Origin of the sequence: Paracoccus sp. MKU1 (assembly GCF_001447385.1) — a bacterium.
Classification (GTDB): domain Bacteria; phylum Pseudomonadota; class Alphaproteobacteria; order Rhodobacterales; family Rhodobacteraceae; genus Paracoccus.
On record NZ_LLWQ01000213.1, the window covers coordinates 22,035 to 34,545 of the forward strand.

Genomic DNA, 12,511 nt, shown 5'->3' on the forward strand with positions numbered 1-12,511 from the left:
AGGGGCGGGATCGGATGCGAATCCGGCACTGGCGTCTCGACAGGTTGGCGGGGCCATGCAACATTCCTCCGGTCGGCCGCCAGGAAACGGCCGATCAATGCGGAGGAACTCATGAAAAAAACCAACCAGTTCGACCGGCGCGCTTTCCTGACTCGCGCCACGGTCGGCGGCGCCACGGCGGCGGCCGGTGCGGCGCTGGCCGCGCCCGCCATCGCGCAGGAGATGCCCGAGGTGAAATGGCGCCTGACCTCGGCCTTCCCCAAGTCGCTGGATACGATTTATGGCGGCGCCGAGGTGCTGTCGAAATACTTGTCCGAGGCGACGGGCGGCAAGTTCCAGATCCAGGTCTTCGCCGGCGGCGAGATCGTGCCCGGATTGCAGGCCCAGGACGCCGTCACCGACGGCACGGTCGAGGCTTGCCACACCGTCGGCTATTACAGCTGGGGCAAGGACCCGACCTTCGCGCTGGGTTCGGCCGTGCCCTTCGCGCTGTCGGCGCGGGCCATGAACGCCTGGCAATATCACGGCGGCGGCATCGACCTTTATAACGAGTTCCTGGCCACCCATAACATCTTCGGCCTGCCGGGCGGCAATACCGGCGTGCAGATGGGCGGCTGGTTCCGCAAGGAAATCAACACCGTGGCCGATCTCCAGGGCCTCAAGATCCGCGTCGGCGGCTTTGCCGGCCGGGTGCTGGAGCGGCTGGGCGCGGTGCCGCAGCAGATCGCCGGCGGCGACATCTATCCGGCGCTGGAAAAGGGCACCATCGACGCCTCGGAATGGGTCGGCCCCTATGACGACCTGAAGCTGGGCTTCTACAAGGTGGCGCCCTACTACTATTATCCCGGCTGGTGGGAAGGCGGCCCGACCGTGCATTTCTTCTTCGCCAAGGAGAAATACGAATCGCTGCCCGAGAACTACAAGTCGCTGCTGCACACCGCCTGCCGGGCGGTCGATGCCGACATGCTGCAAAAATACGATCATCTGAACCCGACGGCGCTGAAGGAGCTGGTGTCCTCGGGGGCGCAGCTGCGTCCGTTCAGCGCCGAGATCCTCGACGCCTGCTACAAGGCCGCGAACGAGGTCTATGCCGAGCTGGAGGCATCGAACGAGCCCTTCAAGAAGATCTGGGAATCGATCAAGGTGGCCCGGGGCGACTGGTATCTCTACAACCAGACCTCGGAATACACCTATGACACCTTCATGATGATCCAGCAGCGCAACGGCACGCTCTGAGCCGGTGCCGGATTGCAAGGGGGCCGCCGCGAGGGGATCGCGGCGGCCCTTGTCATTGCGGGCAGCGACAAGGAAAAGGCGGCCCGAAGGCCGCCTTTGCCGTCAGTTCCCCGCCGGTTGCTGCGGGGCGATCAGGCCCGGCGGCGGACCGGACAGCCCGCCCTCGGGCGCGGCGGGGGCCGGAACTGCCGGGGCCGAGGTGCCATCCGCCGGCGCCGGGGTGGCAGGGGCCGCGGGCGCGCCGAAATTCGGCGGACCATCCAGCCCGCCCGGCGCGGGAATGCCTCCGGGCGCGGCCGGCGCGCTGGTTCCCGGCGCAGCCGGCTGACCGAAGGGGTCGCCCAACCCACCGAGGCCGCCCAGACCACCCAAGCCGCCACCGGCAGAGGGGATCTCGATCCTGACATTCGAGGTGTCGATCGGTGCGCCCTTGTAATGCATGACCAGCCCCGGGAAGGCCATGACGATGCCCACCATCACCAGCTGGATGCAGACATAGGGGACGGCGCCCCAATAGATCTGCCCGGTGGTCACCGGCTGCATTCTCTGGCCGGTCACCTTGTCGACATAGGGCGTTTTCGGCGCCACCGAGCGCAGGAAGAACAGCGAGAAGCCGAAGGGCGGATGCATGAAGCTGGTCTGCATGTTCACCCCCAAGAGCACACCGAACCAGATCAGGTCGATGCCCATCGCCTCGGCCGCCGGCGCCAGCAGCGGCACGATGATGAAGGCCAGCTCGAAGAAGTCGAGGAAGAAGGCCAGCAGGAAGACCAGCACCGAGACCGCGATCAGGAAGCCGTATTCGCCGCCGGGCAGCGAGGTCAGCAGATGCTCGACCCAGATATGCCCGTTCACGCCATAGAAGGTCAGCGAGAACACCCGCGCCCCGATCAGGATGAACATGACGAAGGCCGACAGCCGCGTCGTGGCCAGCAGCGCCTGGCGGATCACGTCATAGCTGAGCCGGTTCTTGACCCCGGCCAGCAGCAATGCGCCGACCGCGCCCATGGCGCCGCCCTCGGTGGGCGTGGCGATGCCGAGGAAGATCGTGCCCAGCACCAGGAAGATCAGCGCCAGCGGCGGGATCAGCACGATGATGACCTGCTGCGCCAGCCGCGACATCAGGTTGATCTTGAGCGCCCGGTCCAGGAGCGCCAGCACATAGATCACGATCACCGCCAGCGCCGGGGCCAGGATGTCGGCATCCCTGCCCTGCGTCGGATAGAGCCAGCGGAAGGCCAGCCAGGCCATGCCCACCGTCAGCGCCAGCGCCACCAGCAGCGAGGTGACCCCCGAACCCAGCGTCCGCGCCTCTTTCGGCAGGGCCGGCAGGCTGTTCGGCCGGATGATCGACATCACGAAGATATAGAGCATGTAGATCCCGGTCAGCACCAGGCCGGGGATCAGCGCGCCCTTGTACATGTCGCCCACCGACCGGCCGAGCTGGTCGGCCAGCACGATCAGCACCAGCGAGGGCGGGATGATCTGCGCCAGCGTCCCCGAGGCGGCGATGGTGCCCGAGGCGATGCGCCGGTCATAGCCATAGCGCAGCATGATCGGCAGCGAGATCAGCCCCATGGCGATGACCGAGGCGGCGACCACGCCGGTCGTCGCCGCCAGCAGCGCCCCGACGATGATGACCGCATAGGCCAGGCCGCCGCGGATCGGGCCGAAAAGCTGGCCCACCGTGTCCAGCAGATCCTCGGCCATGCCGGATTTCTCCAGCACGATGCCCATGAAGGTGAAGAATGGAATGGCCAGCAATGTCTCGTTCGACATCACCCCCCATAACCGCTCGGGCATGGCGTTCAGCAAGGGCCAGCTGAGGTTGATGTTGCCGCCCGACAGCGGCGCCAGCTCGACGCCGATGACGAAGAACAAAAGCCCGTTCGCCGCCAGCGCGAAGGCCACCGGATAGCCGAAAAGCAGGAAGATCACCAGTGAGGCGAACATGATCGGCGCCATGTTCTGCGCGATGAAGACCATCATTTGCGGGTCTCCCCGTCCTGGGTGTCTTCTTCGAGCGCGGCCTGCATCTCGCGCACCATGATGTCGCCCTCCATGGCGGCGGCCTCATGGGCGGAAACGAAGGGGTTGGGATCCTCGATGACGCCGCGCATGATGGCGATCTTCTTGATGATCTCGGAAATGCCCTGGAAGAACAGCATGATGAAGCCGGCCAGCAGCAGCATCTTGGCCGGCCACAGCACCAGCCCCCCGGCATTGGTCGAGACCTCGCCCCGGTAATAGGAGCGCATCGCCCAGGGGTAGAGATACCAGATCATCAGCGTGACGAAGGGCATCAGGAAGAAGACATGCCCGATCAGGTCGATCCAGTGCTGCCGGCGGCGGCTCCAGATGCCATAGATGATGTCGATGCGGATATGCTCGTTTTCCTTGAGCGTATAGGCCGCGGCGCCCAGGAAGGCAGCGCCGAACAGATACCATTGCAGTTCGAGCCAGGCGTTGGACGAGGTGTTCAGCGCCTTGCGGATGACCGCATTCCCGGCGCTGAGCAGCACGGCGGCCAGGATCAGCCAGCTTACGCTTCGGCCGATGGCCGAATTGACGCGGTCGATGCCGCGAGAAAGCCCCAGCAGGGCGCCCATCTATGCAACCTCCCTATATCTATGGCCGCCTCTTGCTGTCCCGGGCGGCGGGTTGTCCCGACCTCTTCATGTAGCCGTTTGGTATGAGTGAACCACTAAAACCCGTCAAGAAAAAGGCGACGCGACGTAACGGCGCTCACGCCAGGGTGGTCAGCGCGACCAAGCCGGCCGCCTCGCCCATCTGCTGCATGGCGCCCAGCACGTCGCCCGTCTGGCCGCCAAGCGCCCGCATGGCCCGGCGCGCCAGCCAAAGCTGCGCCGCCGCCACCGCCACGAGCAGCGCCACCCAGCCGGGAACCGGATGCGACAGGCAGAGCGCCGGAAGCAGCAGCGCCGCGGCACCCAGGGCCAGTGCGGCCATGACCGCGCCGCGCGTCGGCCGCCCCGCGGCATGGCCCAGCCCGTCCGGCCGCGCCGGCGGCATCAGCCCCAGCCCCGCCGCCATGCCGGCCCGCGAGGCCGCCGCCAGCCCCACCAGCGCCGCAGCCGCCAGCCACGGCTCTCCGAACAGCGCCGCGATCGCCGCCACGCGCAGCCCGACGATCAGCACCAGCGCCAGCACGCCATAGCTGCCGATGCGGGAATCGCGCATGATCTCCAGCCGCCGTTCGCGCGTGGCGCCGCCGCCGCCATCGGCGCAATCGGCCAGCCCGTCCTCGTGCAGCGCGCCGGTGGCAAGGATCATGGCGCCGACCGCCAGCAGCGCCGCGACCATGGCAGGCAGCCCGGCGACGGCGGCCAGGGCCAGCACGGCGGCACCGATCAGGCCGACCGCCAGCCCCACGAGCGGAAAGGCCCAGGCGGCCTGCGCCAGCGCCGGCAGCGTGGCGGGCAAGAGCCGCCCCACGGGCAGCCGGGTCAGCCAGACCAGCGCCAGCGCCGCCTCGGCCAGAAGCCTAGCCAATCCCGGCCTCGGCGAAAGTGGCCATGCCGTTGTGGCATTCCAGGGCCGCGCGCAGGATCATCAGCGCCACCGCCGCACCCGAGCCTTCGCCCAGCCGCATGTCCAGCGTCACCACCGGTTTTTTCTGCATCACCGCGATCAGGCGGCGGTGGCCCGGCTCGGCGCTTTCATGGCCGATCAGGCAATGGTCCAGCGCGTTGCGGTCGTTGACCAGCAAAACGCCCGCCGCCGCCGAGCAGATGAACCCGTCCAGGATCACCGGGATTCCCAGCTCGCGCGCGCGGATCACCGCGCCGCAGATCGCCGCCTGCTCGCGCCCGCCATAGGAGCCCAGGATCGAGGCCGCCGTGGCCGCGCCCTTGTGGCGCTTGAGCCCGGCCGCGACGGCGCGCAGCTTATTGGCCATGATCGCGTCATCGGCGCCGGTGCCGCGCCCGACCCAATCCTCGGCCGTGCCGCCGAAGGTCGCGGCCGCCAGGGCCGCCGCGACGGTGGAATTGCCGATCCCCATCTCGCCCAGCAGGATCACGTCGGCCTGCGGGTCCACGGCGTTCTTGCCGGTCTGGATGGCGGCGACCAGGTCGTCGACCTCCATCGCCATGCCTTGGGTGAAATCGCCGGTCGGCCGGTCCAGATCCAGCGCGATCACCTGCAACTCGGCGCCGGAGAGCCGGCAAAGCTGGTTGATCGCCGCGCCGCCCTTGCGGAAGTTCTCGACCATCTGGGCGGTGACCTCGGCCGGGAACGGGTTCACGCCCTGCGCCACGATGCCGTGATTGCCGGCAAAGACCAGCGCCTGCGCGCGCTCGATCCGCGGACGCTCGCGCCCCTGCCAGCCGGCCATGAACACGGCCAGTTCCTCGAGCCGGCCCAGCGATCCCGGGGGTTTGGTCAACTGGTCCTGGCGGTCGCGGGCGGCGGCGGCGGCGGTTTGGTCGAACTCTTTCACGATGTCCCTCTTTGCGGTTTCAGGCGCAGGGGCATGCCGCTGACGGCCATCCAGACCTCGTCGGCAACCCCGGCCACGGCCTGGTTCATCCAGCCATGCTCGTCCCGGAAGCGGCGGGCAAGCGCATTTTCGGGCACGATGCCCAGACCCAGTTCGTTGGTCACCAGCACCACCGGGCTTTGCTGCGCGCCCAGCACCCGGCACAGCGCCGCGACCTGCGGGCCGGGCTCATCCTCATCGGCCATCAGGTTCGACAGCCATAGGGTCAGGCAATCGACCAACCGCACGCCCTGCCCGTCCGTGCGCGCCAGCGCACCCGCCAGATCGCGCGACTCCTCGACCGTCTGCCAGTCGCCGCCGCGCCGGGTGCGGTGCAGCCCGATGCGCTGCGTCATTTCGTCATCCCAAGCCTCGGCCGTGGCGATGTAGATCCGCGCGCCCTGATGGCGTGCTGCAAGGGATTCGGCCAGCGCGGATTTGCCCGAACGGGCGCCGCCGGTGACCATGGTGATGCGCGGATCGGTGCTCATATCGGTCTTGTTTCACATGGGCGGGCGCTGCGAAAGCCAGAAATCTCTCTTGCTGTCTTACAGGTTTTGCGCTCAATTTCGATCATCCGCGCGGCAGAGACAGCAAGAACCGCGCCACGAACCATCAGAGAGGTGCCCCATGACCCGTCTGTTCCTGACCACCGCGCTGGTTGCAGGCATGGCCCTGCCCGCGCTGGCCGTCCAGCCTGCCGAGGGCGAGAAACTCGCCGAAAACCAGTCCTATACCTTCTGGCTGCTGGACGCGATCAAGACCGCCGACCCGCAGAAGAACACCGATGTCGAGGGGTCGGACATCATCCGCCAGCTGTTCGAGGGCCTGTTGAACGAAGACGAGAAGGGCGCGCCGATTCCCGGCGTCGCGACCGGCTTCGACGTCTCGGACGACAAGCTGACCTATACCTTCCACCTGCGCCCCGAGGCGAAATGGTCGAACGGCGATCCGGTCACCGCGCATGACTTCGTCTATAGCTGGCAGCGGCTCGCCAACCCCGAGACCGCCTCGGAATATGCCTGGTTCATGGAGTTGATGAACGTCGAGAACGCCAGCGCCGTGGTCAAGGGCGAGAAGCAGCCCGGGGAACTGGGCGTCAAGGCGCTGGACGATCACACGCTGGAGGTCAGGCTGACCGCGCCCACGCCCTATTTCCCCAAGATGGTCACGCATGGCTCGACCTTCCCGGTCAACCAGAAGGTGGTCGAGGCCGAGGGCGACAACTGGACCCAGCCCGGCAAGCTGGTCGGCAACGGCGCCTATGTGCTGAAAAGCCACGACCTCGGCGTGCAGATCAGCATGGAGAAGAACCCGGAATACTGGGACGCCGGCAATGTCGTCATGGAGCGGATCAAGGGCCTGACGGTGAACGACAACAACGTCGCCCTGACCCGCTATCAGGCGGGCGAGCTGGACCGGGTGCAGATCCCCGCCGGGCAATATCCGCGGCTCAAGGAGCAATTCCCCGACCAGGCGGTCTCGATCCCCTATTCCTGCACCTATGCCTATCTGCTGAACGTCAGCGAGAAAGGCCCCGAGGCGCTGAAGGACGTGCGGGTGCGCAAGGCGCTCAGCTATGCCATGCAGCGCGACGTGGTGGTGAACCAGATCCTGCAAGGCGGCCAGAAGCCCGCCTATAACTGGACGCATTGGGCCATCGAGGGCTTCCAGATGCCCGAGATCGACTATGCCTCCTGGTCCCAGGCCGAGCGGCTGGAAAAGGCCAAGGCCCTGCTGGCCGAGGCCGGCTACGGCCCCGACAAGCCGCTGAAGCTGACCCTGCAATACAATACCGACGAGAACCACAAGAAGATCGCCGTCGCCGCGCAGCAGTTCTACAAGCAGATCGGCGTCGAGTTGACCCTGAACAACGTGGAATGGAAGGTGCATACCGACCGCATGCAATCGCAGGATTTCGAGATGGCCCGCTATGCCTGGTGCGCCGACTATAACGAGGCTTCGACCTTCCTCGACTATTTCCGCAGCACCGGCATGAACTACGGTAAGTATTCCAACCCGGAATTCGACCGGCTGATGGACCAGTCCAAGACCTCGGAAGACCCGAACGTCCAATATACCGCGGCCGAGAAGATCCTGGCCGAGGACATGCCGCTGGTGCCGGTCTATCAGTATTCCAAGGTCGACATGATCCGCGACGACATCAAGGGCCTGCCGACCGAGAACGTGATGAACGACTGGTATGCCAAGGACATCTACCGCATCCAGAAATAAGCATCGGGGGCGGCCCGTGCGCCGCCCCTCCGATCCTGTCCGGCACCTGTCATCGGGAACCTGCGCATGTTCGGCTTCATCCTGCGGCGGCTTGCGGTCGCCATTCCGACGCTGCTGCTGCTGATCGTCGTCTCCTTCCTGCTGATGCATGCCGCGCCCGGCGGCCCCTTCACGCAGGAACGCGCCCTGCCGCCGCAGGTGCTGGCCAACCTGAACGCGAAATACGGTCTGGACGAGCCGCTGTGGCGCCAGATCGTCAACTATGTCTGGGGGATCGTGGCGCATTTCGACTTCGGCCCCAGCTTCGTCTATCCCGACCGTTCGGTGAACCAGATCATCGCCGCCGGCTTTCCGGTGACGCTGACCTATGGCGGCATCGCCTTCGTCGCGGCGGTGGCGGTCGGCGTGGCCCTGGGCGTCGCGGCGGCGATCCGGCAGAACAGCTGGATGGACTACCTCGCCGTCGGCATCTCGATCGGCGCGCAGGTGCTGCCGAATTTCGTCATGGCGCCGATCCTGGTGCTGGTCTTCACGCTGTGGCTGGGCTGGCTGCCGGGCGGCGGCTGGGGCGGGCCGATCTACTGGATCATGCCGGTCGTGGCGCTCTCCACCAGCTTCATGGCCTCGATCGCGCGCATCACGCGGTCCTCGATGCTTGAGGTGCTGGGCTCGAACCATATCCGCACCGCCCGCGCCAAGGGCCTGCCGGAACGCGCGGTGATCCTGCGCCATGCGCTCAAGCCTGCCATGCTGCCGGTCATCAGCTACCTTGGCCCGGCCTTCGTCACCATGATCACCGGCTCGGTGGTGATCGACATGTATTTCTCGACCGGCGGCATCGGCCGCAGCTTCGTCGATTCGGCGCTGAACCGCGACTATGCGGTGATGATGGGGATCACCATCCTCGTCGGGGCGCTGACCATCCTTTTCAGCCTCGTGGTCGATGTGCTCTACGCCTGGATCGACCCGAAGATCCGGTATTGAGCCATGATCGATGCCCGTCAGATGCAATCGCTGGCCGCGCGGCTTGCCGAACCCGAGGTCAAGGGCCGCAGCCCCTGGGCCGACGCCCGCCGCCGCTTTCGCCGCAACAAGGCCGCCATGGTCAGCCTGGTGGTGCTGATCCTGGTCGGGCTGTTCGCGCTGCTGGGCAACCAGCTTGCCGCCTGGTCGAACGAGGAAATGGATTTCTCGATCATGGGCCAGGCCGCGCAGCTCGGCGCACCCAGCTGGGCGAACGGGCATTACTTCGGCACCGACGACCTGGGCCGCGACCTGTTCTCGCGCACCGTGCAGGGCACGCAGGTCAGCCTGCTGGTCGGGCTGATCGGCGCGGGCATCGCGGTCGTCGTCGGCACGCTTTACGGCGCGACGGCCGGCTATGTCGGCGGCCGCACCGATGCGGTGATGATGCGCGCCGTCGATGTGCTGATGTCGATCCCCTACATGTTCGTGCTGATCCTGCTGCTGGTGGTCTTTGGCCGCTCGATGTCCATGCTGTTCCTGGGCATCGGCCTGATTTCCTGGCTGGACATGTCCCGCATCGTGCGCGGCCAGACCCTGAGCCTGAAGAACCGCGAATTCATCGAGGCCGCCCGCGCCACCGGCGTCCCGGCATGGCGGATCATCCTGCGCCATATCGTGCCGAACCTGATGGGCGTGGTCGCGGTCTATGCGACGCTGCTGGTGCCGCTGATGATCCTGTCGGAAAGCTTCATCAGCTTCCTCGGCCTCGGCGTGCAGGAGCCGCTGACCTCCTGGGGGGCGCTGATCTCCGAGGGTGCGGGGACGATGAACTACGGCACGCTGTGGCAGCTCGCCTTCCCGCTGTTCTTCTTCTGCGTCACGCTGTTTGCCTTCTTCTTTGTCGGCGACGGCTTGCGCGATGCGCTGGACCCGAAGGATCGCTGACATGGCGCTGCTGGAGATCCGCGACCTGACCGTGCGCTTCGCCACCACCGACGGCGAGGTCTCGGCCGTGAACGGCATCGACCTGGATGTGGAACGCGGCCAGACCCTGGGCATCGTCGGCGAAAGCGGCTCGGGCAAGTCGCAACTGGCGTTCTCGATCATGGGCCTGCTGGCCAGGAACGGCCGCGCCTCGGGCTCGGTCCGCTTCGACGGCGCCGAGATCCTGAACGCCCCGCCCAAGGTCCTGAACCGCATCCGCGCCCGTGGCATCGCCATGGTGTTCCAGGACCCGATGACCAGCCTGAACCCCTATATGCGCGTCTCGGACCAGATGGCCGAGGTCCTGATGCTGCACAAGGGCCTGGGCAAGCGCGAGGCCGTGACCGAGGCAACGCGCATGCTGGACGCGGTGAAGATCCCCGACGCGCGCGGCCGCATCCGGCTTTATCCGCACGAGTTTTCCGGCGGCATGCGCCAGCGGGTGATGATCGCCATGGCGCTGCTCTGCCGTCCGGACCTGCTGATCGCGGACGAGCCGACCACGGCGCTGGACGTGACCGTGCAGGCGCAGATCATGGAACTGCTGGCCGATCTGCGCCGCGAATTCGGCATGGCGATGATCCTGATCACCCATGACCTCGGCGTGGTCGCCGGCGCCTGCGAACGGGTGATGGTCATGTATGGCGGCAGGGTGATGGAGCGCGCGCCGGTCGGGCCGATCTTCGCCGACCCCGCGCATCCCTATACCCAGGGCCTGCTGGCGGCGATCCCGCGCGTGGACCAGAAGGGCGAGCGGTTGACCGCCATTCCCGGCAGCCCGCCCAACATGACCAACCCGCCGCCCGGCTGTCCCTTCGCGCCGCGCTGCGCCTATGCCATGCCGGTCTGCGAGACCATGCCGCCGCTCGACCCCTTCGCGCCGGGGCGCGAGCGGGCCTGCCATGCCGGCCTTGCCACGGTGCGCGCCGGCCATGCCCCGCAGCCCGACCTGCCCGAGCCCGCCGCCGCCGATCTGGACGAGGCGCCGGCCGGGCTGCTTCATGAGGCCAAGCCATGACCGTCAAGCCGCTGATCGAGGCGCGCGACCTGCGCGTCACCTTCCAGCTTCCCGCGCAAGGCGCCCTGCCCTGGTCGAAGCCGCGCCTGCTGCATGCCGTCGGCGGGGTGGATTTCACCCTGATGCCGGGCGAGACGCTGGGCATCGTCGGCGAATCCGGCTCGGGCAAATCGACGCTGGCCCGGGCGCTGACCGGCCTGGTCCCGGCGACTGGCCGGGCAATCTGGCAGGACGGCACCAACCTGATCGGCCTGTCGCCGCGCCGGATGCTGAAATACCGCAGCCAGATCCAGATGGTGTTCCAGGACCCGCTGGCCAGCCTGAACCCGCGCATGACCGTCGGCCAGATCATCGCCGAGCCGCTGACCACCCATCACAAGGGCCTGGGCCGCGACGAGGTCAAGCGCCGCGTCAAGGACATGATGGACCGCGTCGGCCTGCTGCCGAACCAGATCAACCGCTATCCGCACGAGTTCAGCGGCGGCCAGTGCCAGCGCATCGGCATCGCCCGGGCGCTGATCGTGGAGCCGAAGCTGGTGATCTGCGACGAGCCGGTCTCGGCGCTGGACGTGTCGATCCAGGCGCAGGTCATCAACCTGCTGGACGAGTTGCAGCGCGACCTGGGCCTGGCGCTGATCTTCATCGCCCATGACCTCTCGGTGGTGAAGCATATCAGCGACCGGGTGCTGGTGATGTATCTGGGCCGGGTGATGGAGCTGGCCGGATCGCAGGCGCTCTATGCCGAGCCGCGCCATCCCTATACGCAGGCGCTGCTGTCGGCCGTGCCGATCCCTAACCCGCAGCTGGAACGCGACAAGCGGATGATCCCGCTGCGGGGCGAGCTGCCCTCGCCGATGAACCCGCCCTCGGGCTGCGTCTTCCGCACCCGCTGCCCGCGCGCGCAAGGCCTCTGCGCGACCGAGCGGCCGGCGCTGGAGGGCGGCGCGCATCTGACCGCCTGCCATTTCCCCGGCGCGCTGCGCCCCGAGGAACTGGCGACAAACGCCTGACTGTTTCTGTCAAAATACCGTTGCCGGACACATCGGAACCGGCGCAGCATGCGGGCATGAAGATGGACCCGATTCGCGAAACCACCGACGAGGCCCGCGCCCTGGCCCGGCAATTGCTGGAGGGCGCGCGCCATGCCAGCCTTGGCACGCTCGACCCCGAGACGGGCGTGCCCCTTGTCACCCGCATCGCCTTGCAGACCGATGCGGATGGCGCGCCGCTTGCCCTGCTCTCGGGACTGGCGGCGCATACGCGCGCGCTGGCCACCGACCCGCGCGCCGGGCTGCTGGTCACCGCCGATGCGGCCAAGGGCGACGCCATGACCCATGCGCGCCTGTCGATCCTGGGCCGCGCCGTGCCGGCCGAGCCGGACGACGGGCGCCGGGCTCGCTGGCTGGAGCACGACCCCAAGGCCAGGGTCTATCTCGACCTGCCGGATTTCCGCTTCTGGCGCATCGAGCCGCTCTCGGGCCTCTTGAATGCCGGATTCGGCCAAGCGTTCCGGCTGCTGCCGCCGGACATGCTGAAACCCCCGGCGGAATGATCCGCCGAGGGCGAAAGCC

12 protein-coding genes are annotated in these 12,511 nt (G+C 67.3%); 7 read left to right on the plus strand and 5 right to left on the minus strand.

The window, feature by feature from the left end; translation table 11 throughout:
• Positions 1–111: 111 nt before the first annotated feature.
• Positions 112–1,236 carry a TRAP transporter substrate-binding protein gene (locus AQY21_RS22370; RefSeq protein WP_058099797.1) on the plus strand — a complete coding sequence of 375 codons (1,125 nt, stop codon included), beginning with the start codon at positions 112–114 and terminating at the stop codon, positions 1,234–1,236.
• A gap of 102 nt (positions 1,237–1,338) precedes the next feature.
• Here AQY21_RS22370 and AQY21_RS22375 read toward each other — a convergent pair whose 3' ends face one another.
• From AQY21_RS22375 to cobU, 5 genes are all read right to left on the minus strand, one after another.
• Entirely contained in the window at positions 1,339–3,225 is a 1,887-nt protein-coding gene (locus AQY21_RS22375; protein ID WP_058099798.1) for a TRAP transporter large permease subunit, read from the minus strand.
• The gene (locus AQY21_RS22380; RefSeq protein WP_058099799.1) at positions 3,222–3,845 is read right to left on the minus strand and encodes a TRAP transporter small permease subunit; all 624 of its coding nucleotides are present in this window, start codon (positions 3,843–3,845) and stop codon (positions 3,222–3,224) included. The genes AQY21_RS22375 and AQY21_RS22380 overlap by 4 nt, the downstream gene beginning before the upstream one ends.
• 136 nt (positions 3,846–3,981) lie before the next feature.
• The gene (cobS, locus tag AQY21_RS22385) at positions 3,982–4,749 is read right to left on the minus strand and encodes an adenosylcobinamide-GDP ribazoletransferase (RefSeq protein ID WP_058099800.1); all 768 of its coding nucleotides are present in this window, start codon (positions 4,747–4,749) and stop codon (positions 3,982–3,984) included.
• Complete coding sequence (gene cobT, locus AQY21_RS22390; protein ID WP_082658238.1) at positions 4,742–5,698, minus strand: nicotinate-nucleotide--dimethylbenzimidazole phosphoribosyltransferase; 957 nt, start codon at positions 5,696–5,698, stop codon at positions 4,742–4,744. The genes cobS and cobT overlap by 8 nt, the downstream gene beginning before the upstream one ends.
• Positions 5,695–6,228, minus strand: a complete 534-nt coding sequence (gene cobU / locus AQY21_RS22395; RefSeq protein WP_058099801.1) for a bifunctional adenosylcobinamide kinase/adenosylcobinamide-phosphate guanylyltransferase — start codon at positions 6,226–6,228, stop codon at positions 5,695–5,697. Before cobU ends, cobT begins: the two co-directional genes overlap by 4 nt.
• A gap of 139 nt (positions 6,229–6,367) precedes the next feature.
• On the opposite strand from cobU, the gene AQY21_RS22400 reads away from it, so the two are divergent.
• The 6 genes from AQY21_RS22400 (at position 6,368) to AQY21_RS22425 (ending at position 12,492) form a co-directional block, all read left to right on the plus strand.
• Entirely contained in the window at positions 6,368–7,972 is a 1,605-nt protein-coding gene (locus tag AQY21_RS22400) for a peptide ABC transporter substrate-binding protein (protein WP_058099802.1), read from the plus strand.
• A 66-nt stretch (positions 7,973–8,038) separates the two neighbouring features.
• A complete protein-coding gene (gene oppB, locus AQY21_RS22405; RefSeq protein WP_058099803.1) occupies positions 8,039–8,956 on the plus strand; it encodes an oligopeptide ABC transporter permease OppB in 918 nt (305 codons plus the stop codon).
• Positions 8,957–8,959: 3 nt separating this feature from the next.
• Positions 8,960–9,883: an ABC transporter permease subunit gene (locus AQY21_RS22410; protein WP_058099804.1), complete on the plus strand. Its 924-nt coding sequence runs from the start codon at positions 8,960–8,962 to the stop codon at positions 9,881–9,883.
• Position 9,884: 1 nt separating this feature from the next.
• Complete coding sequence (locus AQY21_RS22415) at positions 9,885–10,940, plus strand: oligopeptide/dipeptide ABC transporter ATP-binding protein (protein WP_058099805.1); 1,056 nt, start codon at positions 9,885–9,887, stop codon at positions 10,938–10,940.
• The gene (locus tag AQY21_RS22420; protein ID WP_058099806.1) at positions 10,937–11,950 is read left to right on the plus strand and encodes an oligopeptide/dipeptide ABC transporter ATP-binding protein; all 1,014 of its coding nucleotides are present in this window, start codon (positions 10,937–10,939) and stop codon (positions 11,948–11,950) included. The genes AQY21_RS22415 and AQY21_RS22420 overlap by 4 nt, the downstream gene beginning before the upstream one ends.
• Before the next feature lie 56 nt (positions 11,951–12,006).
• Positions 12,007–12,492: a HugZ family protein gene (locus AQY21_RS22425; protein WP_058099807.1), complete on the plus strand. Its 486-nt coding sequence runs from the start codon at positions 12,007–12,009 to the stop codon at positions 12,490–12,492.
• Positions 12,493–12,511 lie beyond the last annotated feature (19 nt).